Here is a 23,407-nt window from a genome sequence, read left to right on the forward strand (position 1 = left end):
CACCTGCTTGCTGTCCCGGGACCCCGGACGGCGAGGGCCTCCTCTTCGTGCTCCGCAAAGTTACGGAGGAGACCTGCCCGGGCCCGGCAGTGAGCTGCCGGGCCCGGGCGCGCCCTTGCCGTTCAGCCGCCGACGTAGGCCGCGAGGTGTTCTCCGGTGAGGGTGGAGCGGGCGGCGACGAGGTCGGCCGGGGTGCCTTCGAACACGAGCCGGCCGCCGTCGTGACCGGCACCGGGGCCGAGGTCGATGATCCAGTCGGCGTGCGCCATCACGGCCTGGTGGTGTTCGACGACGATGACGGACTTGCCGGAGTCGACGAGCCGGTCGAGCAGCGCGAGCAACTGCTCGACGTCGGCGAGGTGCAGCCCCGTGGTCGGCTCGTCGAGCACGTACACGCCGCCCTTGTCGGCCATGTGCGTGGCCAGCTTGAGGCGTTGCCGTTCACCGCCGGAGAGCGTGGTGAGCGGCTGGCCGAGCGTGAGGTAGCCGAGCCCGACGTCGGAGAGCCGGGAGAGGACGCGCTGTGCCGCGGGGGTGGCCGCCTCGCCCGCGCCGAAGAACTCCCCGGCCTCGTCCACGGACATGGCGAGCACCTCGCTGATGTCGCGGCCGCCGAGGTGGTACTCCAGCACCGACGGCTGGTACCGCTTGCCCTCGCAGTCCTCGCAGGGGCTGGCCACCCCGGCCATCATCGCGAGGTCGGTGTAGATGACGCCCGCGCCGTTGCACGTCGGGCAGGCGCCCTCGGAGTTGGCGCTGAACAGGGCCGGCTTCACCCCGTTGGCCTTGGCGAACGCCTTGCGGATCGGGTCGAGCAGGCCGGTGTACGTGGCCGGGTTGCTCCGCCGTGAACCGCGGATCGGGCTCTGGTCGACGGACACGACGCCCTCGCCCGCCGGGATCGACCCGTGGACGAGCGAGCTCTTGCCGGAGCCCGCGACGCCCGTGACGACGACGAGCACGCCGAGCGGGACGTCCACGTCGACGTCACGCAGATTGTTCGCCGAGGCGCCGCGGATCTCCAGCGTGCCGGTCGCCTCCCGCGGGGTCTCCTTGACGGACGACCGGTCGTCGAAGTGGCGGCCGGTGACCGTGCCCCCGGTCCGCAGGCCCTCGACGGTGCCCTCGAAACAGACGGAGCCGCCCGCCGTACCGGCGCCGGGTCCGAGGTCGACGACGTGGTCGGCGATCGCGATGGTCTCGGGCTTGTGCTCGACGACGAGCACCGTGTTGCCCTTGTCGCGCAGGCGCAGCAGCAGTTCGTTCATGCGCTGGATGTCGTGCGGGTGCAGACCCGCGGTGGGCTCGTCGAAGACGTAGGTGACGTCGGTGAGGGACGAGCCGAGGTGGCGGATCATCTTGACGCGCTGCGCCTCGCCGCCGGAGAGCGTGCCCGCCGGCCGGTCGAGGGCGAGGTAGCCGAGGCCGATCTCCACGAACGAGTCGAGGGTCTGCTGGAGCGCGGTGAGCAGCGGCGCCACCGAGGGCTCCTTGAGAGCGCGGACCCAGTCGGCGAGGTCGCTGATCTGCATCGCGCAGGCGTCGGCGATGCTGATGCGCTTGATCTTCGACGCCCGGGCGCCCTCGCTGAGCCGGGTTCCGTCGCACTCGGGGCACGTGGTGAAGGCGACCGCGCGGTCGACGAAGGCCCGGATGTGCGGCTGCATCGCCTCCTTGTCCTTGGAGAGCATCGACTTCTGCACGCGGGGGATCAGCCCCTCGTACGTCATGTTGATGCCGGCGATCTTCATCCGGGTCGGTTCGTGGTGGAGGAAGTCCTGGAGTTCCTTCTTGGTGTACTTGCTGATCGGCTTGTCCGGGTCGACGAAGCCCGACTCCTTGTAGAGGCGCATGTTCCAGCCGTCCGAGCCGTACCCGGGAATGGTGATCGCGCCCTCGTTGAGGGACTTGGAGTCGTCGTAGAGCTGGGTGAGGTCGAGGTCGGAGACGGTGCCGCGGCCCTCGCAGCGCGGGCACATGCCGCCGGTGCGGTTGAAGGTGGCCTTGACGGTCTTCTTGTCTCCGCGTTCGACGGTGATGGCGCCGCTCGCGCGCACCGAGGGGACGTTGAAGGCGTACGCGCTCGGCGGGCCGATGTGCGGCTTGCCGAGCCTGCTGAAGAGGATGCGCAGCATCGCGTTGGCGTCGGTGGCGGTGCCGACGGTGGAGCGGGGGTCGGAGCCCATCCGCTGCTGGTCGACGATGATCGCGGTGGTGAGGCCTTCGAGGACGTCGACCTCGGGCCGGGCGAGCGTCGGCATGAAGCCCTGCACGAAGGAGCTGTAGGTCTCGTTGATGAGGCGCTGCGACTCCGCGGCGATGGTGTTGAACACCAGCGAGCTCTTGCCCGAGCCGGACACGCCGGTGAAGACGGTCAGCCGGCGCTTGGGGATCTCGATGCTGACATCTTTGAGATTGTTCTCCCGCGCGCCCAGCACGCGGATCAGATCGTGACTGTCGGCACCGTGCGGCGCAGACGGCTGCGGGTCCGTCCTCGTGGCCTTGCTCATCGTCTCTCCATCTCTCGGGCGGCCGCCTGCGCGGTCTCCGTCGGCATCGCCGGGCTCGATCCAACCAGCCCCGGCCGCGCTGCCGGGCACTGTCGCGTCGGTTCCGTCCGCGCGGGCGCGGGCGGGAACCTCCGTCCACCACCCTGACGAAGCCGGCGCGCGCGATGTGACGACGCCCGGGGAGCAAGGCTAGGTGAGGCCCGCTGCTGTGCGCTTCTCGAATCCTGACCGGCCGTGGTGGGGGACGGTGGACGCGTTACGCGTCGGGGAGAGCGTCGGGCAGTGCGATGCGCAGGCTGACGGTTCCGCGCAGGTCCAGCCAGGCGGTACCGGGGCCGCGGACGAGCCGGAGGACGACGTGGGCGCAGTCCGGGCAGCGGGCGATCAGTCCGGGCCCGCGGCCGTAGACCCGCAGCCGGGCGACGGGTCCCGCGCTGCCGCAGCCGGTGCAGGTGGCGACCGCCACGGTCAGGTCGACGGCGAACACTTCGGAGAGGGGACCGGCCAGTACGTTGCCGTCCTCGTGGGCGTCGTCGTCGTAGGCGTCGTACGGTGCGTCGATGGGGAGCGTGGTCATCTCAGCCTCCGCTGGGACCGAAGCGTTCGGTACGGACGAGTCCGGGGGCATGCCCGAGTCCGACCAGTTGGTCGGCCGCGTACTCGACGAAGCCGGTGGGCCCGCAGACGTAGACGGTCGGTTCGAAGTCGGAGGGCCACCCGGACGTCACGAGGTCCTCGGCGCGCAGCCGCCCGGGCGGGCGCCGCGAGGCCTCGGGGGCGGTGCGGGTGTAGACGTACGCCACGTCCAGGCCCGGGTCGGTGTGGCGCAGTTCGTCCTGGTAGAGCCGGTCCTGCGGGGTGCGCACGGAGTAGATGAGCCGGAACGGCGACCGGCCGCCGACGGCACGGCGTGCGCGGATCATCGCCATCAGCGGGACGAGTCCGGAGCCGCCGGCGACGAGGAGGACGGGCTCGGTCTGCTCCGGGCGCCACACGAACCAGCCGCCGACCGGCCCGCGCAGTTCCACCGCGTCACCGGCAGCGAACGCGTCGACGAGGTACGGCGACACCTCGCCGTCCTCGACGCGCTGGACGGTGAGCTCGACCTGCTCGGCACCCGGTGCGGAGGCGATCGAGTAGCTGCGCTGGGTGCTGTAGCCGTCGGCGGCCGTCAGCCGCACGTCCACATGCTGGCCGGCAAGATGTCCGGGCCAGCCGGGAACGTCCAGAAACAGGGTGCTCGCGGCCGGTGTCTCCTGCCGTCGCTCCGTCAGCGTGGCCGCCCGCCAGCGCAGCCGGTCGCCTAGTCGCCTTGGTACCGCTGTTCGCGCCATGGGTCTCCGTAGTCGTGGTAGCCGGCGCTCTCCCAGAACCCCGGTTCGTCGTCCAGGAGCAGGTGGATCCCGCGCACCCACTTCGCCGACTTCCACAGGTACAGGTGCGGCACCAGCAGCCGGGCGGGGCCGCCGTGCTCGGGCGGCACGTCCTCGCCGTCGTAGCCGTAGGCGATCCACGCCTGGCCGTCGAGCAGGTCCTCCAGGGGGAGGTTGGTGGTGTAACCGCCGTAGGCGTGGACCAGGGCGAACTCGGCGGCCGTCTCGACGTCCGCGAGCAGGAGGTCCAGCGAGACGCCCTGCCAGTGGGTGTCGAACTTGGACCATTTGGTGACGCAGTGCAGATCCACGGTCGGCCGCTCGGAGGCCAGGCCCATGAGGTCCGTCCAGGACCAGGTGTGCTCGGCGCCGGTCTCGGTGGTCACCGTGAACTGCCAGGTGTCGCGGCTGACCCGGGGCGTGGGTCCGGCGGACAGCACGGGGAAGTCGTAGGCCTCGTACTGTCCGGGCGGCAGCCGCCCGTCGGAGGTTCTCGGCCGTCCCCGGAAGCCGGGTGAGAAGGTGACCACGGTGCCACGCCCTTCCTGTCCGGATGCGCACGTGTCGATTCTCCCGCGCCCGGCCGACGTCCGCACGGTCGGCGGGTACGCGCACATGGGAGCACCGCTTGCCGGGTGGCGGCGTGTGGACCGATCCGGTCCGGGGTGAGAATCAGAAGGTGACCATGCCATCCGAGTCGTCGTCCCTGTCGGGCCAGAGTCTGTGCGGAACGGAGCCGCGCAGTCCGCTGCGCGCTTTTCTGCGGACGGAGACGGGCAGCGCGGCCGTGCTGCTCGCCGCCACCCTGGCGGCGTTGGTCTGGGCCAACATGGGCCCGGGCTCGTACGAGTCCTTGTGGGGCACCGAGCTGTCCGTGCGCATCGGGTCGGGCGGGGTGTCGCTGGATCTGCGCGAGTGGATCAACAGCGGGCTGATGACGCTGTTCTTCTTCGTCGTGGGTCTGGAGGCGCGCCGCGAGTTCGACCTGGGCGAGCTGCGGGAACGCCGCCGGGTCACGCTGCCCCTGCTGGCCGGGGTGAGCGGCATGATCGTGCCGGTGGCCATCTATCTGGCCGTCACGGCGGGCCACGGCTCCGACGCGCACGGCTGGGGTGCGGCCATGTCCACGGACACGGCCTTCGCGCTGGGCATGCTCGCCATCTTCGGGTCGCGGCTGCCGAACAATCTCCGGGTCTTCATGCTCACCGTCGCCGTGGTGGACGACTTCCTGGCCCTCGCCGTCATCGTCGTCGCGTACAGCGACGCGATCGAGCTGCCCGCGCTGTTGACGGCACTCGGCCTGTTCGTGCTCGTCCTGCTGGTGCGCCAGACCGTCGGCAGGCGGGTCCCCGCGCTGTACGGGGTCCTGGGCGTGGCGATCTGGGTGGCGCTGCTCAAGTCCGGGATCGACCCGGTGGTGACGGGTCTCGCGATGGGCCTGCTGACCTACGCGTACGCCGCGGACCGCGGCGACCTGGAGCATGCGAGCAGTCTGTTCCGGCGCTTCCGGGAGCAGCCCACGCCGGAGCTCGAACGGACCGTGCGCCGCGGGCTCGCCTCGACGCTGTCGCCGAACGAGCGGCTCCAGCAGATGTTCCATCCCTGGACGAGCTACGTCATCGTGCCGCTCTTCGCGCTCGCCAACGCGGGCATCACCCTCGGCGGCGGGCAGCTCGCCGACGCCTTCACCTCGCCCGTCACCCTCGGCATCCTCTTCGGCTACGTGGTCGGCAAGCCGGTCGGCATCATCGGCGCGACCTGGCTCACCACGAGGGCCAGCCGGGGACGGCTGCGACCGCCCGTGGGCTGGGGCGCCATCACGGCGGGCGGCACGCTGGCCGGGGTGGGCTTCACCGTGGCCCTGCTGATCGCGTCGCTGGCCTTCGAGGGCGACCGTCTGGAGCAGGCGAAGATCGGCATCCTGGCGGCCGTGGCCTGTTCGTTCCTGCTCACGTGGATCGTCACGCTGCTGATCGGCGCGCTGAACGCGCGTTCCCGTGCGCGGGCCCTGCTCGGCACCGGTGAGGCCATCGTCGACCTCAGCGAACCCGTCGACGTGGAGCGCGATCACGTGCGCGGCCGGCTCGACGCGCCGGTGACGCTCGTCGAGTACGGCGACTTCGAGTGCCCCTACTGCGGTCTCGCCGAGTCCGTGGTGCGCGAACTCCTCGCCGACTTCGGTGACGTCCGCTACGTGTGGCGGCATCTCCCGCTCACCGACGTGCACCCCAACGCGCAGCTCGCCGCGGAGGCCGCCGAGGCCGCGGCCCACCAGGACCGCTACTGGGAGATGCACGACCTCCTCATGGCCCACCAGGGCGACCTGCTCCCGAAGGATCTGCTGCGCTACGCCGCCGACGTCGGCCTGGACGCGGACCGCTTCCGCGACGACCTGCGGGCCCGCGCGGGTGCGCCCCGGGTCGCGATGGACGTCGAGTCGGCGGACCTCAGCGGCGTCTCGGGCACGCCCACGTTCTTCGTCAACGGCCGCCGCCACTACGGCGCCTACGACATCGCCTCGCTGACGGCGGCGGTCCGTGCGGCGCGCCAGCGGGCGTCGCTGACGGGGGCGGGCCGCAAGGACTGAGGGGGCCGACGACGTATCAGGCGGTACGGGCCCGCAGGCGTCGCAGCATGCGGGCGTCCTCGAAGCCGACCGCGTGGGCGGCGGCGTCGACGGTGAGGCCGTGGCTGATGAGGTGCTCGGCGCGTTCGAGGCGCAGGGCCTGCTGGTAGCGCAGCGGGGTGAGGCCGCCGGTCGCCCGGGTGAAGAGGCGGGTGAGGGTGCGTTCGCTCACCCCGACGGCGGCGGCCAGGTCGGGCAGGGGCAGTGCCTGGTCGAACCGGGTGTCGAGCAGGTCCTGGGCTCGGTGCACAGTGTCGTCCAGGTGGGACCGGTGGCGGAGCATCGTGCTGGCCTGCGGTTCGTTGCCGTTGCGCCGTGCGTAGACGACCATGTCCCGCGCCACCTGCGCGGCGACGGCGGGGCCGTGCCGGGTGGCGACCAGGTGCAGGGCGAGGTCGATCCCGCTGGCGATGCCGGCGGAGGTGACCACCCGGTCGTCGGCGGTGTAGAGCACATCACGGACGACGACCGCCCGGGGGTAGCGGCGGGCGAGTTCGTCCTGGACGTCGTGGTGCGTGGTGCAGCGGCGGCCGTCGAGGAGGCCGGCCCGGCCGAGCGCGTCGGCTCCGGCGCAGACGCTGGCTACGGTGCCGCCCCGGGCGTGGTGGTCGCGCAGGACACGGAGCGCCGGCTCGCCGATGGCGGGTGCGTCGGCGAGGTCGAGCGCGCGCCAGCCGGGGACCACGATCAGGTCCTCGGGGCCCAGCTCGGGCCAGTCGACCCGGGTCACCAGGGGCAGGCCCTGGGCCGTCGGGACCTGCGGCTGCTCGGCGACGTAGTGGAGTGTGTAGGGGTGCCCGAAGTCGGCGGCCGTGGAGAAGGCCTGCGCGGGTCCCGCGAGGTCCAGCAGATGGACTCCGGGCACCAGGAAGAAGACGATGTGGCTCACGATCCGGTCATCATGCCCGAGAGCCGGCCGCTGCTTCCAGTTCGTCGACGGTGGCGATGGTGGCGAACCGTCCGGCCAGGGCGTACTCGGTGCGCCGGACGATCTCCTCGGCGCTCAGGGTGCGCGGGTCGGCCAGCAGCTCGGCCACGGACTGTCCGGCGGGGGCGTCGCGGTGTGCGATGGGGTTGGTCGCCGTGGCGTCGGTGACGAAGGTGACCCGGTACCCGAGGTCGCTCGCGACGCGGGTGGTCGTCTCGACGCACTGCTCGGTGCGAATGCCGCAGACGACGAGTTCGCGGATACCGCGTTCGGTGAGGAGTTGCTGCAGGTTGGTGGTGGTGAAGGCGTTGTGCGAGGTCTTGTGGACGAGCGGTTCGCCCTCCTCGCGGTGGAGCTCCTCCAGCAGCCGGACGTGGCCGAGCGCGGGGTCGAACACGCCGCCGCTGCCCGGCTCCGAGTGCAGTACCCACACCACGGTGTCCCCGGCCTGCCGGGCGAGGCGGACGAGGCGGTCCACCTGGTGCGCGATCTTCGGGCGGGAGATGGTCTCCCACAGCGGGCCTGCGCGGAAGGATTCCTGGACGTCGATGACGACGAGTGCTCGGCTCATGGGTCCACTCTGACGGGCGCGGACACAGCGGCGACAGGCCTCATCGGGTCCACCCCCGGACCGATCCGGTCACGAGCCCCACAGACCGCCCTCGACTCCTGCGACCCCGACGAGGAGTCGAGCCGCGCACTCTCCGGCCCGCACGGCGTGCACGGCCGCACTGGAGCGGCAACGCGCCGGGGCGGGGTCGAACCCGACCCGCACCACACCGGCGCGGACAGCCCCGTGACCCCGCCGCCTTCACGACCGCCACCCTCCTGCGTCATGCCCTGATCGATGCCCCTTCGCGACCAGGAGAATGACCCCATGAACCCACTGCTCCACCTCGGCTGCACGCTCGACGAGGTAGATCCTCCTCGATGGCCCGCACCCGGCGCGGATGCCACCCGGCTCGTCCGGACCGTGCACGGGTTGCGGCACAGCAAGCTCGGCGATCTGCGCCCGGGCGACCTGCGCATGCTGGTGGCGCAGCAGGTGGCTCTGCACTGCACCCTCCCGCTGGCGGCGCTTCTGCTGCTCGAAGAGCCGCTGCTCGACGCGACGTTCTATCCGGGTGACCTCCTGCTCACGGCCGTGGGGGCGTCGGAGTCGGCCTGGGCCCTGGTTCCTGATCTGCGTACGCGGCTGAGCAGCGTGATCGCGGCCCTGCCGGACGCCGAGATCGCCGAGCTGCCGCGGGGCTCGGCCGAGGAACTCGCCCGGTTCAGCGGGAGGAGCGCCACACAACCCTGAGCGGGAAAAGGGCAGTTCAGGTTCCGGCGACTCGAAAACTACTTGAGTTCATTGATTGTTGAGCGCCGACGGCTAGGCAAGCGGGATCACTCCACCGATCATCTTGTCATGAACCTGCTGCCCAACCGGGCGGCACCTTCGTGGAGGTGTGGGATGCACCGTAGATTCGCCACCGGCCTTGCCGCCTCGACCATGGCGCTGGCCGCTGTCACCGCGACCGCCGGCACGGCCACCGCCGCTCCTGCCGACAAGCCCCAGATCCTGTCCAGCTGGACGCAGACGAGCGCGTCGAGCTACAACCTCTGGGCCGCGGCACGCTCGAATCAGGCCGCCTGGTCGGCGTACTCGTTCGACTGGTCCACCGACTACTGCTCCTCCTCGCCGGACAACCCCTTCGGTTTCCCCTTCTCCACCTCCTGCGCCCGTCACGACTTCGGCTACCGCAACTACAAGGCCGCCGGATCCTTCGACGCCAACAAGTCCCGTCTCGACAGCGCCCTCTACGAGGACCTCAAGCGGGTCTGCAACGCCTACAGCGGCGCGACGAAGACCGCCTGCACCAGCACCGCGTGGACCTACTACCAGGCGGTCAAGGCCCTCGGCTGACATCGAGGACCAAGTCCAGCCTGACGCAACGGTTGTGGCGTTCCGTCAGTTCCGTCAGACCTCATGGGTGCGCTCCCGCCCGAGGCGTGCCGCTGCCTGACGAGTACCACCCGGTCAGAAGCCTCCGGCCCGACCGCGACCACCCGCATCAGCCCCGCCGTCCTCGCGCCGGCCGATGCGGCGGTCGGGCCGCTGCTCCGACCTCCTCGCCCTCGCCCTCCCCTCCCTGTCCGCCCGGTACCGCCCGTCAGGCACATTCGCGCGGACGGGCCGAGAATGAGGGAGGCGGCTGATCGGCGAGTGAGAGCGCGGGCGGGTGAGCGATGACGGCGGACGACTCGGCACCCCTGCCCGACGAAGTACCTGCGGTTCCCGTCGCACCGACGTCACCCATGGCATCCACTGTTCCGGGGGTATCCGAGGCGTCCGCACCCTCCGCGGCCGGGCACAACGGGCCGCCGCCCCCGCCGACCGGGGTGACGGACGGTCCCGGCCCGTCGAGCGCGCAGGACGTGGCCGCCGACGGCCGTTCGGCGGCAGGCCATGAGGACGGGCGCGGGGACCGCTCGCAGGACGAGAGAGCCACGCTCGTCCAGCTGGCGACACGGCTGAAGGCCGCTCACCCCACGATCGAGGCGTCCGTCGTCGACGACACCGTCACCGCGGCCCACGACGCGTTCCGGGAGGCGAAGATCAGGACGTACGTTCCGATCCTGGTCGAGCGCCGGGCCCGGAACCTGCTCGCCGCCATCGAACGCGAGGGCGCCACCTCCCCGGAACCGCCGTCGCTGTCCGCACCCGCCGCCCCTCCCGGCACCGTGCCCGCCGCCGCGACCGCGTTCCGCGTCGTCAGCGACCAGGGGCCGGCCACCGGGGCCCCCGGCCTCGAGCTCTAGGCCCGCTCACGGGATCTCCTGCTCGGCCCAGATGACCTTCCCCTCGGGTGTGTGGCGGGCCCCCCAGCGCAGGGAGAGCTGCGCCACCAGGAAGAGGCCGCGGCCTCCCTCGTCGGTGCTGCGGGCGTGCCGCAGTCGCGGGGCGGTACTGCTGGCGTCGACGACCTCGCAGGTCAGCCGGGAGTCGAGGAGCAGCCTCAGTCGGATGGGCGGCTCGGCGTAGCGGATCGCGTTGGTGACCAGTTCGCTCACGATGAGTTCCGTCGTCATGGCCAGGTCGCCCAGGCCCCACTCCTCGACGCGGCGGGTGGCCCGGGCCCGTACGTCGGACACGGCCGCGGGGTCCACCGGGACGTCCCACGAGACGACCCGGTCGGCTCCCAGCGTGTGGGTGCGTGCGAGGAGCAGGACGATGTCGTCGGGCTGCGGCACGGGGACGAGTTGGCGGACCGCCGCCGAGCAGAGGGCTTCGAGGTCTTGGTCCGGGCCTGCGAGCAGCTCGCCGAGCCGGGCCATGCCCTGCTCCATGTCGTGGTCGCCCTCGACCAGGCCGTCGGTGTACAGGCCGACCAGGCTGTTCTCCTCCAGCTCGATCTCGTGCGCCTCGAAGGCCATCCCGCCGAGACCGAGCGGCGGGCCGGCGGGAAGCTCGGGGAAGGAGACCTGTCCGTCGGGTCCGACGACCACGGGTGGCGGATGTCCGGCCCGCGCCATCGTGCAGCACCGGGTGACAGGGTCGTAGACGGCGTACAGGCAGGTCGCTCCGAGGAAGGAGGACGCGGATCCGTTCCGTCCGGCCGCCTCGTCATGGGTCTTCTCCTCGCTGAGGCGGAGCACGAGGTCGTCGAGGTGGGCCAGGAGTTCGTCGGGGGGCAGTTCCATGTCGGCGAGGGTCTGTACGGCGGTGCGCAGGCGGCCCATGGTGGCGGCGGCGGTGATGCCGTGGCCGACCACGTCGCCGACCACCAGGCCGACGCGGGCGCCGGACAGCGGGATCACGTCGAACCAGTCGCCGCCGACCCCGCCGGTCGGGTCGGCGGGCAGGTAGGAGGAGGCGATGTCCAGTGCTGTTCCGCCGGTCGGGGGATGGGGCAGCAGGCTGTGCTGGAGGGTGACGGCCGCCGTGTGCTCCCGGGTGTAGCGGCGGGCGTTGTCGACGCACAGGGCCGCCCGTGCCACCACCTCGCGGGCCAGCAGGACGTCGTCGGGCAGGAACGAGACCGGGTTGAGGGAGCGGACGAACGTGGCGAGGCCGAGGGCGGTGTGGCGGGCCCTCATCGGCACGGAGATGAGGGAGTGCAGGCCGAAGCGGCGGATGCTCTTCGCCCGCTCGGGTTCCTCGGCGAGCCACAGCGCGTCGGCCGGGTCGAGAACGGAGAGGAGGACCGGTTCGCCCTCGGTGAGCAGGTGGACGTCGTGCGGCGGCGGGAGGAAGTCGGCACGGTCCCCGATCCGGGCGACGGCCTCCGGGCATCCCTCGCGCACCGAGCTCATCGCGGCGCGCCGCATCTCCGGTGTGACGGAGGCGGGCCCCGCGTCGGACAGCCAGGCACCGTGCCCCTCCGTGCTGAGCACCGACTCCAGGAGGTCGACGACGACGAAGTCAGCGAAGCGGGGCACCGCGAAGTCGGCGAGTTCCTGCGCGGTCCGCAGGACGTCGAGGGTGCCGCCGATGCTGGTGCCCGCCTCGTTCACCAGGGACAGGAGCTCCCGGGCGTTCCACCGCTCGGTGATGTCGAGGACCGTGTAGCACACGCCGGTGAAGGAGTTGTCGGCTCCGAGCAGGGGGAAGAACGAGGTGGAGTAGGCGTGTTGGCGGTACGGGTCGGCCCAACTCCATCCCAGGTACTCGTAGTCGATGACGGGGTCGCCGGTGGCCAGGACCTTGTGCATCAGCCCTTCGATGGTCTCCGACAGGAGGCCGGGCAGCAGTTCGGTGAGGCGGCGCCCGAGGCGCTGGTCGCGGGGGACGCCGCCCAGGTGTTCCAGGGTGTCGTTCATCCACGCGTAGCGCAGGTCCAGGTCGAGCACGGCCATGCCGACCGGCGCGCGGGTCACGAACCGGTCGAGGAAGGCCGGGTCGGCCGTCCATCGCCGGCGCTGGTCCCGCGCCGACACCAGGAAGCACTCACGGCCGTCGATGCCGAACGCCGCGGAGACCCGCAGGTCCACCTCGACGGGCCGCCCGTCCCTGCGGCGCAGGGGGACGGAGCCGCTCCACCCCATGCCGGCGCGGCAGCGGTCGGCGATGCCGGCCACGCGGATCGGGTCCCGGGGCATGGCGAGCAGACGGCCCGCGAAGGTCCCGATCATCTCGGCCGCCGGGTATCCGAGCAGGGCCTCGGCGGCGCGGGTCCAGCCGATCAGCACCCCGTCGCCGGACACCACCACCGCGGCGTCGGTCGACGCGTCGAGAGGTGCGCCCGGTCCCTCGGACACGGACGCGTCGGAACCTTCCTGTGCGGAGTCCATGCAGCTCATCCTCTACAGCCATGTTCCTGCTAGTCCGCGTGTTGTGCACGGCCCGGCGCAGGGCACGGTGCGGGGTGCCGGGTGCGGGAGGACGCCGGGCCGCCCCACGCCGGGGCGTGGCCCCGCGAACACGCGTCGGTGGCCCCCGCGCGGGCCGCTCCCCCGGCCCGGAACACACCGGGCGCTCGGCCCCGTACATGCCAAGAAGGCGCTCTGGAGTGGGCATGACCGGTGTCAGGGCGCAGCATGGAAGAGCCGGGGTAAGGGCCGACGTGCGCTACACCGGCGACAGAGCCGGCACGCCGCGCCGGCCGGTGGAGGAGGGCCAGGGATGACAGCCGATTCCTTGCAGTCCGAGAGCGGGGGCTACGACCCCGACGCGAGCCGGCCGACCGGGCTGCTGGACGTCCTCAGCGTCGCCGCGATGGTTCTCGACGCCGAGGGCCGGATCGTGTTCTGGACCCCGCAGGCCGAGGACCTGATCGGGTACACGGCCGAGGAGGTCCTCGGCAAGTACGCGGCGCGTCTGATCATCCACCCCGAGCACCTCCAGTCCGTGTCGAAGCTGTTCGCCGAGGTGCTGGCGACCGGCCGGAGCTGGGCCGGCGCCTTCCCCATCCGGCACAAGGACGGCAGCACCCGCCTGATGGAGTTCCGCAACATGCGGCTCCTGGACGACCTCGGTGATGTGTACGCCCTCGGTATCGCGGCGGACCACACGCTGCTGCAACGGGTGGAGACCGACCTCGCGCTGTGCGAGCAGCTGATCAACCAGTCCCCCATCGGTCTGGCCCTGATGGACCCCGACCTGCGCTATCTCATGGTCAACCCGGCGCTGGAGCGCATCGACGGCATCCCGGCGGAGGACCACATCGGGCGGCATCTGCGGGAGACGCTGCCGTTCCCCGACGTCGACACCGTCGAGTCCGCGCTGCGTCAGGTGCTGACCACCGGCACTCCGCTGCTCGACCAGTACCACGTGGGGCGCCCGCCGGCGGATCCCGAGCACGAGCACGCCTGGTCCCTTTCGTTCTACCGGCTGGAGGACCCGGGCGGGCGCGTGCTGGGCGCGGCGGCCTCGGTCGTCGACGTCACGGAGCGACATCGCGCGGCCGCCGAGGCCGACCGGGCGCGCCGTCGTCTGGCGCTGATCGCCGACGCCTCGACACGGGTCGGCACCACGCTGGAGGTGGACCAGACCGCCCGCGAGCTGGCGGACATCGCGGTCCCGGAGCTGGCCGACGTGGTCGCCGTCGACGTGCTCGACTCGGCGCTGGCGTGCCGCCGGATGCGCCGTCCGGACAACGGCCCGGAGTTCTTCCGCGCGCTGGCGCTCAAGGCGTCCCATCCCACGGTGGCGTTGCGTGCCGCGGACCCGCCCGGCGACCTGGCCACCTACGAGGGCGACCGCATGGTGACCCTGTGCGTGCACACCGGCAGGCCGGTCCTGGTGCGGCACGTCGGTGAGCAGGATCTGCCGCGGATCGCCCGGGACGCCCAGGCCAGTTCCCTGCTGGCACAGGCCGGCGTCCACTCGTACCTCGCGGTCCCGCTGATCGCCCATGGTGAGGTGCTCGGTGCCCTCGACCTCAAGCGCACCCGTAACCCGGTCCCCTTCGACGACGACGACGTCGTGCTGGCGACGGAGCTGGCGAGCCGTGCCGCGGTCGCCATCGACAACGCCCGCTGGTTCCAGAGCGTCCGCAACACCGCGGTGACCCTCCAGCGCAGCCTGCTGCCCGAGCACCCGCCGAACCTGAACGGCCTGGAGGTCGCGTCCCGCTACCAGCCGGCCCAGGCCACCAGTGAGGTCGGCGGCGACTGGTACGACGTCATCCCGCTGTCGGACGACAGGACCGCCCTGGTCGTCGGTGACGTCATGGGCAACGGGATCGACGCGGCCGCCACCATGGGCCGGCTGCGGACCGCCACCTGCGCGTACGCCGACCTCGACCTCGATCCCGGCGACGTGCTCCAGCACCTGGACAAGATCACCTGCGATCTGGAGCACTACATCGTCACCTGCCTGTACGCCGTCTACGACCCGCACACCCGGCAGTGCCGCGTGGCCAACGCGGGGCACATGCCGCCCGCGCTGGCCCGTCCCGGCACCGCTCCCGTGCTGCTGGACCTGCCGCCGGGCGCCCCGCTCGGCGTCGGCGGCATCCCCTTCGAGACCACGACGGTCGACCTGGCCGCCGACGATGTCCTCGTCCTGTACACGGACGGTCTCGTCGAGACCCGCCTGCACCCCATCGACGACCGCCTGAACGTCCTTCTGAGCTTCCTCGACGAACCGGGTCGGCCACTGGAGGAACTCTGCGACCTCCTGCTGTACGGCCTGCGCAATTCCGACGACCACGACGACGTGGCCCTCCTCGTGGCACGGGCGACCTAGCCGGCCGTGGAGACGCGCGGCGCGCCGGCGAAGGCCGGGGCACGGGCGTGGTGCGCCGGTGCTACGGCTGCCGTTTCTTCTCGTCCTTGGAGCGGCGGTGGGAGACCTGGTCGCGGGTGGAGCGCCAGCGGGAGCGTGCCTGGTCCACGACGCTGTCCCACTGGCGGCGGATCTCGTCGTCGGACGGCCGGTCGCCCGCCCGGATCCGGACCAGTTCGTCGCGCATCTCCCGCCCCAGCGCGGCGGACGCGACGATGACGAACATCGCGGCGAAGAGCGCCGAGATCATCGCGAAGACGGCGCCGACCGCTCCGTAGCGCGCGGCGTAGGAGTTGAACAGACGCGGGAGATAGATGGAGGCGCCCACCGAGTAGACGGCCGTGAGCGCGGCGGCCGTGACGCCGAAGGGCAGGAGGTCGCGCCAGGGGATCCGCTTCGCCGACAGGGCGGTGCCGCTCCACACGAGGAAGGCGATGCTCACCGGCACTTCGCAGACCGAGGCCACCACGCCCAGGGGCTTTCCGCCGAGTGTCGCGTGCATCCAGCCGGTGACGGCCGTGTAGCAGGCGAGCGCGAGGATCCACGCGAGGCCGTTCCGGGTGTTGCGGACGCTGAGCGGGGTCAGTTGCCAGGTCTGTTCGAAGAGGCGCTGGGTGGCCCGCGCGAAACTCAGCACGGAGATGATCAGGAAGATGCCTCCGAAGATGCCCACGCCTGCGCTGGTGCCGTCGGCGGGGGCGAGGAGCGACCTGACCGCCTCGGCGCCCTGCCCGGTGAGGCCGTAGCGCTTGATGATCCGTTCGGCGGCGTCGTAGTCCGAGAAACTGCTGAGGACGGCGCCGCAGAGGATGCTGAGGGGGATCACCGCGGTCAGCGCGCTGGAGGCCAGGGCCATCGAGCGGTCGAAGCCGACGATCTTCTGGAAGCGGTTGAGGACGCGCAACGCGAACGCGGGACGCAGCCAGAACGTCAGCGTCCTGACGAGGCGTTCACGATTGATCCCCGCCGTGCTGTCCTCCGTGATCTCGGGCCCGGTGTGGCGCTGCGAGCGTAACGGACAGGCGCCCGGGCGGCGCGGGACGACACGGGCCCACCGTCCCGCGTACGGCGGGATGGGCGGGCGCGACGACGGCGGGCCTACGTGAGGACGAGGAACCGCAGGGCCGTGACCGCTCCGACCTCCCGTACGCCGATCCTCTTCAGGGCGATTCCCTCCACCTCGGGGTCGTCGAACAGCCGGAGTCCTGAGCCCAGGAGTACGGGCACCACGTCGAGATGGAGTTCGTCGGCGAGTCCGGCCCGCAGCGTCTGACCGATCACGTCGGCGCCGAGGACCTGGACGACCCGGTCCCCCGCGGCGGCCCTCGCCTGCCCGATCGCCGACTCGATCCCGTCGGTCACGAAGGTGAAGGTGAGGTTCTCGTCCTGCTTGGGCATGACCCGCGGTGGTGTGTGGGTCAGGACGAAGAGCGGGACCTGGAACTCGTAGGCGCCGACATAGGAGTCCGGGTCCTCGGCCATCGCGTACGAACGCCTGCCCATGACGACCGCGCCGGTCTGCTCGATCAGTTCGTCCATGTACGCGCTGCCGCGGAGTGTCTCCGGGTCGGAGAGGCGCGCGGCGCTGCCCTTGCGGTCGGCGACGAAGCCGTCCAGCGAGATGGCCATGCCGGCGTGCACGGTTGCCATGGGTGGTCCTTCCTTTCACCGATGCCGAGGAGACGGGTCGAAAACGCTCCGTCGCAGGGGCAGACTCCGGAGCGGAGGACAACTCATCGGTCGTTCCGGACCCGCGCGACGGGTGGGGTGCGATGCCGACCCGGCTGTCGAGGGCGGATACCTCCCCTGCCTATGTCAGTGGTCTCTTCTACGCTCCGGATCATGAGCGGATGGTTGCGGAACACCGAGGTCCTGGTCGAACAGGCCGCCCTGTACCGGGAACTCGCCGAGCGCGGTGAGTTGCTGGAGCTGTCCCGCGCGGTGATGCGGGCCGCCTGCGCCAACGGCTCGATGACGGGAGTCGGTGTCGCGAACATGGACCTTCTCCGCGCGCTTCCCGACGGCGACCGGACGGAGCTGGCCGCGCTGTGGGCCGAGTGGCACGCGCGTGTGGAGGACGACTGGACAGCCGGGGAGTTCCGGCGGGATGTCGACTACCTCCGCACCGAGCTGCTCATGGCGGCCTCCGGCGTGGCCCGCGGCCTGGACGGTGACCCGCTGGCCGCCGAACGCGGCGCACAACTGGCCCTGCTGGGCGACCAGTACGTGGTCTGGTCGCACCACCGGATCTGGGAGCTGGTCGACGCGGAGCTGACGGCCGGACGCGTCCCCGGCCCGGCGGTACTGGCCGCCTTTCGTCGCACCGCCGCGGCAGCGACGCTGCCCGGATTCCGGCGCACCCAGGTGTCGGCGAACGCCGCCGAACCCGGCATGCGCAGCGTCATGGAGCGCTGGCCCGGCCCGGTGCTCAACTCCGGAGAACCGTGGGCCGATCAGGCGCTCAAGGAGACTGCCGTGGGCGGTGAACCGTGGCTTCGGCTGCTGGCCCACGCCGCTCCGGCGACCGCGAGCGCGCCGTCGGCGGCCTGGAGACGGACCGCGGCAGCCCTGATCGAGGAGGTCGGCTGCGACGCGGTGCGGGCGGCTGTGCCACGGTGGTTCGCGGCGGCCACCCTTCCGCGTACGGTCCCGCTGGTCGGCCATCCGCATCTGCCGTTCGACGTGAACACCCGTTTCGACACCTACAACTCCCATGTGCTGCGCGGGCTGGCCTGGACGCTCGCCCTGCTCCCCACCGGGCCGGACATCATCGGCGCCCTCGTCGGTCTCGTCGAGACCTCGCTCGACGAGCGGTCCGGCGACGGCCCCCGTGCCCCGCACGTGGCGGAAGCGGGGATCGTCGCTCTGGCACTGACTGGGGACGGCGTGGCGCGGGCCGAACTGGAGACACTGCGCGGATGGGTCTCGCACAAGGGCACCGTGCTGCGCATCGGCAAGGCCCTCGGAGGGGCGTGGACAGGGGCCAGTCGCTGACACACCTCCGACGACGGCGCCGTTCCGGGGAGGCACGGCAGCGGGGGTCCCGACCGACCGCGTCGGGCCGGCCGGGTGGGTGGCGACATCGTGGACGGGAAGGGCTCAGTCGTCGTCCGACAGGGCGAGTTCGGCCCAGATCGTCTTTCCGCGCGGTTCCGGCCGGGTCCCCCAACGTCGGCTGACCTGCCAGGTGAGGTAGAGGCCCCGGCCGCCCTCGTCGGCGTCCTCGGCGTAGCGGAGGTGCGGCGCCGTGCTGCTGTCGTCGGTCACCTCGCAGACGAGGACGGGCCCGTCGAGGATGAGGCGCAGTCCGATGTCGCCGTCCGCGTACCGGATGGCGTTGGTGACCAGTTCGCTGACGACCAGGCTGGCGGTGAACGCGTGCTGCTCGAGACCCCACGCGGCCAGTGCCTCTTCCACCGCGTCACGTGCCTCGCCCGCGCTCTCTGGACGGTGGGCGAGGGTCCACGAGCGGACCTGGTCGGGCCCGAGGACACGGGTGCGGGCCAGGAGCAGGACGGCGTCGTCGCTCTCCGCCTTGTGCGGCGTCAGGCTGTAGAGCACCTCGTCGCACATCTCCTGCAGGGGCCGGTCGGTGGGCAGCAGGACGTCGGCGACGGACGCCAGCTGCTCCTGCGCGTCGTCCGACACGGACCGGAGCATCGCGGTGTTGGACAGCAGCAGGACCGAGCCCTCCGCGAGCTCGAACTCGGCTGTTCCGTACTTCGGCATGCCACGGCCGAGCGACGGCCCCACCGGCACCGTGGCGTACTCGACGCGGCCGTCGGGGAAGGCGACCACGGGCGGCGGATGCCCGGCACTGGCGACGGCGCAGCGGCGTGTGACGGGGCTGTAGACGAGGTACAGACACGTGGTGTGCTCGTCGGACGGGTCGTGTTCGGTGGGGTCCGTGTGGTCGGGCCGTTCTCCGCGCAGCCGGGTCACCAGGGCGTGCAGGCGGTGCAGGACCTCGTCCGGTGGCAGGTCGAGGACGGCGAGCGCTCCGATCGCGGCCCGGACCTCGCCCATGGTCGCGGCGGCCTGCAGACCCTGGCCGGCCGTGTCGCCGGTGACCAGGGCGACCCGTGCTCCGGACAGCGGGATGACGTCGAACCAGTCGCCGCCCGCGCCGAGCGGGAAGTAGCTGGACGCCGTCTCCACGGCGGTGTGCCCCACCACCTGCGGCGGACGCAGGCTGAGTTGCAGGATGCGGGCGGCCGAGCGTTCCCGTGTGTAGAGACGGGCGTTGTCGAGGCACAGGGCGGCGCGGTCGGCGAGTTCGGAGGCGAGGGCGAGGTCGTCCTCGTCGAAGGCTCCGGGGGTGCGGTCCCGGTAGCAGTGCGCCACGCCCAGTACGGCGCCACGGGCGGCCAACGGCAGGACGAGCAGGGAGTGGGCCCCCGCTTCGAGCATGCGCCGTCCCCGCACCGCCTCGTGGTTCGGCCAGCCGGTGCCCGAGGTCAGCTCGGCGACGAGGCGGGGCTGCAGGTCGGACAGACTCTGCGAGAAAGGGGTACCGAACATCAGGCCGATCGCCTCACCGATGGCGGGAAGCCTCTCGGCGGGTTCGGGAACGGAAGCGCTCACGCCCGTGCACCGCAACGCACCGTGCTCGAACGCGGCACCCGGCGCGGAGACCTCGCCGCGCAGGACCGAGTCCAGGACCTCGACGGCCACCACGTCCGCCAGGGCGGGCACCATCGCGTCGGCGAACTCCTGTGCCGTGCGGAAGATGTCGAGCGTCGTGCCGATGTGTCCGCTCGCCCGCTCCAGCAGCTCCAGCCGTGCCGTCGCCCGGTGCTGGTCGGTGACGTCGACGATCGCCGCCATCACCCCGAGCACGGTGCCGGCGGGGTCCTCCAGCCGGAAGGTGGAGATGGACAGGACGGTCTCGGGCGACCCCGGGGTGAGATGGCCCCGCGCCTCGACGTCGAGCACCGCCACACCGTTGCTCAGGACGTCCCGCAGCATCGTCTCGAAGGCTCCGGAGTAGAAGTCTCCCGCCCAGTCCCGCGGGTGACGGCCCACGGCGTCGTCGAGGGGGAAGGCCCGGATGTGCCGGGCCGCCCTGTTGAACCGCACCAGACACAGGTCCGGGTCCAGGACGTGGAGGCCGATGGGGGACTCGGTGAACAGCGTCCCCAGCACGGCCAGCTCGAGTTGTGTCTTCGGCCCGTCGTGCCCGCCCAGCGATGGATCCATGGGTGTTCCGTAGACCGTTGCCCACGGAAACAATCCGGCCGGCCCGAGATCCATCCCATCCGCTCAACGGCGGCGCGCGACCGGAGTAGTGGCGCGGACCGAGGAGCGCGCGCCGACCGGACCGCGTGTCGGACGACCGATGCCCGGCGGCCCTGGGGACTCCGTGGGATGTCGCAGGAGGCACGAATTGGTTGCGGCCTTCACGTCCGGCCTTGGGTACGGCCTTGGGCGGGCAGCATGACGATCCATGAGCAGAAGCACGGAACGGGACCGGTACGTCGACTTCCTGCGGGCGTGGGCGATCGTCCTGGTGGTGCTCGGGCACTGGGTCATCACCGCGCTCGTCCGGTCGTCCGACGGCGGGATCACCGCTCCGGAGCTGCTCGCCACCCTGCCCTGGACCCAGTGGCTGACGCTGGGGTTCCAGATCATGCCGCTGTTCTTCCTGGCCGGGGGCCACGCGGCGGGCGGCTCCTGGGCGCGGGCGCGCCTGGCGGGCGGGACCGCCGCGGGATGGGTGGGCGGCCGGGCGCTGCGGCTGCTGATTCCGGCAGGGGCGTACAGCGTGCTGGTGCTCTGCTCGGTCGGGATCTGCTCGGCGGTGGGCGTGGACGCCGACACCCTCGCGCTCGTCGGCTGGGCGATGGCCATGCAGTTCTGGTTCCTGCCCGTCTATCTCGTGCTCAGTGCGTCGACCCCCGCCCTGCACTTCCTGCACCGGCGTTGGGGGCTGCGCGTCCCCACCGCCATGGCGGCGGTCGCACTGGCCGCGGACGTGTTCGTGGTCACGGCCCACACCCCGTACGTGGGACTGCTCAACTACGTTCTGGTGTGGGGCGTCGCCTATCAGCTCGGATTCTGCTGGCAGGACGGCCTGTTGACGGGTCGTCGGCTCTTGGCGCCGGCCATGGCCGGGTGTGGCGCGCTGGCCTTCAGTGTGCTGATCGTGTTCGGGCCGTTCCCGGTGAGCCTCATCCTGGTGACGGGCCAGGACCCCAGCAACATCAACCCTCCCTCGGCGGCGATGCTGGCCTGGGTGGTGGCCCAGACCGGCCTGTGCCTGGTCGCCGCCCCGGCGCTGCGGCGACTGCTGGCCCGCGAGCGGGTGTGGCGCGTCGTGGGTCCCGTCGGCGGCGCCAGTATGACCCTGTACTTGTGGCACATGCTGCCGGTGCTGGTGGTGGCCGCCGCCTTCTATCTCACCGGTCTCGCACCCGAGCCCGCTCTCGGCTCGGCGGCCTGGTGGGCGCTGCGGGTGCCGTGGCTGCTGGTGCTCGGCGCGGTGCTTGCCGGTGTGGTGGTGGCGCTGCGTCCGCTGGAGCGCGGGCTGACCCTGCTCCACGAGCGGACCCGCCCGAGCGCCGCGCCCGACCGCCCCTGGCTCCTGTGGCCGGGCCTGGCGGTGACCGTGCTCGCGCTGTCCCGGTTCGCCGTGCGGGGCTTCGCCCCCGACGGCCGCTTCCCGGTCCTGCCCGCGCTGGGTCTTCTCGTGGGCACCGCCCTGGTGATGGCGACCGGGTGGCAGTCACGAGCTACCCCGGCCCCCGAGGACCCCAAGGACTCCAGGGACCGCCTGGAGGAGGCGGCCTGACGCCCGAACGGGCGTGCCTCTACGCCACGTTGCGCCTCCGACTGGACTGCTGACGCCCAACGGGACCCAGGGGAAGGGGAGTCACCGCCGCCGACCGCGGTGACTCCCCGACGTACCGCCCCCGGAGCGCGGTTCCTAGAACGCCGTCAGCGTCAGGCGGATCGCCGTGGGGGCGGTGTCCTGGATGTAGGAGGCGAAGTCGGCCACGTCGTCGAAGGCGAAGCCGTAGGCCTTGCCGTCCTCGGTCGCCGCGTGGACGGCCTTCGCGTAGTGGTTGGTGAGGTCGGTCCGGTAGAAGTCGGCAGCGGAGGTGGTCGGTTGGGCCGGGTTGCTGAGCAGGGTCGAGCGGTTGAAGCCCGCACCGAGCACCGCGGCCACCGGGCCCGTGGTTCCGTCGTTGGGAGCGGCGAGGTTGCCGTCGCAGAACAGGACGTCACGGGTGGAGGGCTTGCTGAAAGAGACGGCGGCGGGCCCGTCGAAGGTGAACTTGTCGGCGCGTACCCGTCCGGTGAACGCGCCCGCGTTGGTGGTGACGGTCAGGTCCTTGCCGGTGTAGGTGCTCCACACCTCGTCGATGTACGGGGCGAAGTAGTCCTTCGCGAACAGACCGGCGTCGAGACCATGGCCGGGGGCGATGATGCGGACGTCATCCACGACCAGCGGGGCGAAGTCCTCGATGCCCTTCACCGCGGCGAAGGCGGCCGCACGTCCGCCGTCGCGGACCGTGCCGGTGGTCTGCTCCTTGTCCCCGTTCAGGCGGATGCTCATGGGCACACTGAACATGTCGACCATGGTCGTGTTGCAGAACATGCCCGCGGAGTTGTAGGTGAACTCGGCGCAGTCGTGCAGCACCGCGTAGTTGGGGTCCGAGGTGACCCAGCCGGCGGGGTACTGGAGCGCCGCGTTGCCGTCGCCGTCCGCGACGGCCTTGAACTTCAGCTTTTCTCCGAGCGACACGTAGATGCGGCCGGACATGTGCGGGAGGCTGAGCTGCGTCTCCCCGGTGCCGGACAGTGTGAGCGCGTAGTCCGTGAACCCGTCGGCGCCGTTGTCCGCGAGGGATATCGGCGCGAGGGTGCCGTCCTGGGTGACGCGGACCTGCCGGCCGTCCTGGTTGCCGACGACGTAGACGTGCACGGACGCGTTGTCGAAGGAGCCGCTGTTGTTGACGATCGTCAGCGGCAGCGATCCCGCGGCGGCCTTGGTGGAGGCGTCCGTCGTGTCGGCCAGGGCGTACGGCGCGACGGCCGCGATCGCGGGGACGGCCACGGCGGCGCCGCCGAGGGCGAAGAGCATCTTGCGGCGGGAGAGATCACGCTGGTGACGAGGCGTCATGTCTGTGGTGCTCCTTGGTGCTTGTGCCTGTGGCGAGGCTGTGGGGGGTGACCCTGCGGAGAGGCGCGCCGACGCGACGCACCCCGTCGGGGGCCCTTTCGGTTGTCCGGCACGGTCGACGTCCGCGCGTG

At 71.6% G+C, this 23,407-nt stretch carries 18 protein-coding genes; 7 read left to right on the forward strand and 11 right to left on the reverse strand.

Annotated elements, in window-relative coordinates:
• Positions 1-122 precede the first annotated feature (122 nt).
• The 4 genes from OG406_RS03690 to OG406_RS03705 form a co-directional block, all read right to left on the reverse strand.
• Entirely contained in the window at positions 123-2,510 is a 2,388-nt protein-coding gene (locus tag OG406_RS03690; RefSeq protein ID WP_266850341.1) for an excinuclease ABC subunit UvrA, read from the reverse strand.
• 256 nt (positions 2,511-2,766) lie between these two features.
• The gene (locus OG406_RS03695; RefSeq protein ID WP_164375339.1) at positions 2,767-3,087 is read right to left on the reverse strand and encodes a DUF6510 family protein; all 321 of its coding nucleotides are present in this window, start codon (positions 3,085-3,087) and stop codon (positions 2,767-2,769) included.
• Between the two features lies 1 nt (position 3,088).
• The gene (locus OG406_RS03700) at positions 3,089-3,844 is read right to left on the reverse strand and encodes a ferredoxin reductase (protein WP_326841502.1); all 756 of its coding nucleotides are present in this window, start codon (positions 3,842-3,844) and stop codon (positions 3,089-3,091) included.
• Positions 3,814-4,413, reverse strand: coding sequence for a molybdopterin-dependent oxidoreductase (locus OG406_RS03705; RefSeq protein ID WP_164375337.1), 600 nt, complete (start codon positions 4,411-4,413; stop codon positions 3,814-3,816). The genes OG406_RS03700 and OG406_RS03705 overlap by 31 nt, the downstream gene beginning before the upstream one ends.
• 155 nt (positions 4,414-4,568) lie before the next feature.
• On the opposite strand from OG406_RS03705, the gene nhaA reads away from it, so the two are divergent.
• Positions 4,569-6,470: a Na+/H+ antiporter NhaA gene (gene nhaA, locus OG406_RS03710; RefSeq protein WP_329190638.1), complete on the forward strand. Its 1,902-nt coding sequence runs from the start codon at positions 4,569-4,571 to the stop codon at positions 6,468-6,470.
• A 16-nt stretch (positions 6,471-6,486) separates the two neighbouring features.
• Here nhaA and OG406_RS03715 read toward each other — a convergent pair whose 3' ends face one another.
• Positions 6,487-7,398: a GlxA family transcriptional regulator gene (locus tag OG406_RS03715; RefSeq protein ID WP_267049570.1), complete on the reverse strand. Its 912-nt coding sequence runs from the start codon at positions 7,396-7,398 to the stop codon at positions 6,487-6,489.
• A gap of 10 nt (positions 7,399-7,408) precedes the next feature.
• The gene (locus tag OG406_RS03720; protein WP_266618883.1) at positions 7,409-8,008 is read right to left on the reverse strand and encodes a cysteine hydrolase family protein; all 600 of its coding nucleotides are present in this window, start codon (positions 8,006-8,008) and stop codon (positions 7,409-7,411) included.
• 306 nt (positions 8,009-8,314) lie between these two features.
• Here OG406_RS03720 and OG406_RS03725 point away from each other — a divergent pair, with 306 nt between their 5' ends.
• The 3 genes from OG406_RS03725 (at position 8,315) to OG406_RS03735 (ending at position 10,242) form a co-directional block, all read left to right on the forward strand.
• Positions 8,315-8,740 (forward strand): contact-dependent growth inhibition system immunity protein, encoded by a 426-nt coding sequence (locus tag OG406_RS03725; RefSeq protein WP_329183921.1) that lies wholly within the window; start codon positions 8,315-8,317, stop codon positions 8,738-8,740.
• Between the two features lie 153 nt (positions 8,741-8,893).
• Positions 8,894-9,346: a phospholipase gene (locus tag OG406_RS03730; RefSeq protein ID WP_164375333.1), complete on the forward strand. Its 453-nt coding sequence runs from the start codon at positions 8,894-8,896 to the stop codon at positions 9,344-9,346.
• A gap of 392 nt (positions 9,347-9,738) precedes the next feature.
• Positions 9,739-10,242, forward strand: coding sequence for a three-helix bundle dimerization domain-containing protein (locus OG406_RS03735; RefSeq protein ID WP_329183922.1), 504 nt, complete (start codon positions 9,739-9,741; stop codon positions 10,240-10,242).
• Positions 10,243-10,248: 6 nt separating this feature from the next.
• Here the strand turns inward: OG406_RS03735 and OG406_RS03740 are convergent, their stop codons facing one another.
• Complete coding sequence (locus OG406_RS03740; RefSeq protein WP_329183924.1) at positions 10,249-12,714, reverse strand: SpoIIE family protein phosphatase; 2,466 nt, start codon at positions 12,712-12,714, stop codon at positions 10,249-10,251.
• A gap of 331 nt (positions 12,715-13,045) precedes the next feature.
• On the opposite strand from OG406_RS03740, the gene OG406_RS03745 reads away from it, so the two are divergent.
• Positions 13,046-15,112, forward strand: coding sequence for a SpoIIE family protein phosphatase (locus tag OG406_RS03745; protein ID WP_327407908.1), 2,067 nt, complete (start codon positions 13,046-13,048; stop codon positions 15,110-15,112).
• A 61-nt stretch (positions 15,113-15,173) separates the two neighbouring features.
• Here OG406_RS03745 and OG406_RS03750 read toward each other — a convergent pair whose 3' ends face one another.
• Positions 15,174-16,055 carry a YhjD/YihY/BrkB family envelope integrity protein gene (locus OG406_RS03750; protein WP_329183926.1) on the reverse strand — a complete coding sequence of 294 codons (882 nt, stop codon included), beginning with the start codon at positions 16,053-16,055 and terminating at the stop codon, positions 15,174-15,176.
• Positions 16,056-16,249: 194 nt separating this feature from the next.
• A complete protein-coding gene (locus tag OG406_RS03755) occupies positions 16,250-16,801 on the reverse strand; it encodes a dihydrofolate reductase family protein (RefSeq protein ID WP_329183928.1) in 552 nt (183 codons plus the stop codon).
• Positions 16,802-16,993: 192 nt separating this feature from the next.
• Here OG406_RS03755 and OG406_RS03760 point away from each other — a divergent pair, with 192 nt between their 5' ends.
• Positions 16,994-18,145, forward strand: coding sequence for a hypothetical protein (locus tag OG406_RS03760; protein ID WP_329183930.1), 1,152 nt, complete (start codon positions 16,994-16,996; stop codon positions 18,143-18,145).
• 105 nt (positions 18,146-18,250) lie between these two features.
• On the opposite strand, the gene OG406_RS03765 is transcribed toward OG406_RS03760, so the two are convergent.
• Complete coding sequence (locus tag OG406_RS03765; RefSeq protein ID WP_329183933.1) at positions 18,251-20,350, reverse strand: SpoIIE family protein phosphatase; 2,100 nt, start codon at positions 20,348-20,350, stop codon at positions 18,251-18,253.
• 247 nt (positions 20,351-20,597) lie between these two features.
• Here OG406_RS03765 and OG406_RS03770 point away from each other — a divergent pair, with 247 nt between their 5' ends.
• Positions 20,598-21,941 (forward strand): acyltransferase family protein, encoded by a 1,344-nt coding sequence (locus OG406_RS03770; RefSeq protein WP_329183935.1) that lies wholly within the window; start codon positions 20,598-20,600, stop codon positions 21,939-21,941.
• Between the two features lie 135 nt (positions 21,942-22,076).
• Here the strand turns inward: OG406_RS03770 and OG406_RS03775 are convergent, their stop codons facing one another.
• Entirely contained in the window at positions 22,077-23,276 is a 1,200-nt protein-coding gene (locus tag OG406_RS03775; protein ID WP_329183936.1) for a beta-1,3-glucanase family protein, read from the reverse strand.
• Positions 23,277-23,407: the final 131 nt, after the last annotated feature.

Origin of the sequence: Streptomyces sp. NBC_01428, assembly GCF_036231965.1 — a bacterium.
Classification (GTDB): Bacteria; Actinomycetota; Actinomycetes; order Streptomycetales; family Streptomycetaceae; genus Streptomyces.

Excerpts from the sequence above, each read along its gene's own strand:
- OG406_RS03690 (WP_266850341.1), bottom strand. The coding sequence starts at position 2,510 with ATGAGCAAGGCCACGAGGACGGACCCGCAGCCGTCTGCGCCGCACGGT.
- OG406_RS03695 (WP_164375339.1), bottom strand. The coding sequence starts at position 3,087 with ATGACCACGCTCCCCATCGACGCACCGTACGACGCCTACGACGACGAC.
- OG406_RS03700 (WP_326841502.1), bottom strand. The coding sequence starts at position 3,844 with ATGGCGCGAACAGCGGTACCAAGGCGACTAGGCGACCGGCTGCGCTGG.
- nhaA (WP_329190638.1), top strand. The coding sequence starts at position 4,569 with ATGCCATCCGAGTCGTCGTCCCTGTCGGGCCAGAGTCTGTGCGGAACG.
- OG406_RS03720 (WP_266618883.1), bottom strand. The coding sequence starts at position 8,008 with ATGAGCCGAGCACTCGTCGTCATCGACGTCCAGGAATCCTTCCGCGCA.
- OG406_RS03725 (WP_329183921.1), top strand. The coding sequence starts at position 8,315 with ATGAACCCACTGCTCCACCTCGGCTGCACGCTCGACGAGGTAGATCCT.
- OG406_RS03730 (WP_164375333.1), top strand. The coding sequence starts at position 8,894 with ATGCACCGTAGATTCGCCACCGGCCTTGCCGCCTCGACCATGGCGCTG.
- OG406_RS03735 (WP_329183922.1), top strand. The coding sequence starts at position 9,739 with ATGGCATCCACTGTTCCGGGGGTATCCGAGGCGTCCGCACCCTCCGCG.
- OG406_RS03740 (WP_329183924.1), bottom strand. The coding sequence starts at position 12,714 with ATGGACTCCGCACAGGAAGGTTCCGACGCGTCCGTGTCCGAGGGACCG.
- OG406_RS03745 (WP_327407908.1), top strand. The coding sequence starts at position 13,046 with ATGACAGCCGATTCCTTGCAGTCCGAGAGCGGGGGCTACGACCCCGAC.
- OG406_RS03755 (WP_329183928.1), bottom strand. The coding sequence starts at position 16,801 with ATGGCAACCGTGCACGCCGGCATGGCCATCTCGCTGGACGGCTTCGTC.
- OG406_RS03760 (WP_329183930.1), top strand. The coding sequence starts at position 16,994 with ATGAGCGGATGGTTGCGGAACACCGAGGTCCTGGTCGAACAGGCCGCC.
- OG406_RS03765 (WP_329183933.1), bottom strand. The coding sequence starts at position 20,350 with ATGGATCCATCGCTGGGCGGGCACGACGGGCCGAAGACACAACTCGAG.
- OG406_RS03770 (WP_329183935.1), top strand. The coding sequence starts at position 20,598 with ATGAGCAGAAGCACGGAACGGGACCGGTACGTCGACTTCCTGCGGGCG.
- OG406_RS03775 (WP_329183936.1), bottom strand. The coding sequence starts at position 23,276 with ATGACGCCTCGTCACCAGCGTGATCTCTCCCGCCGCAAGATGCTCTTC.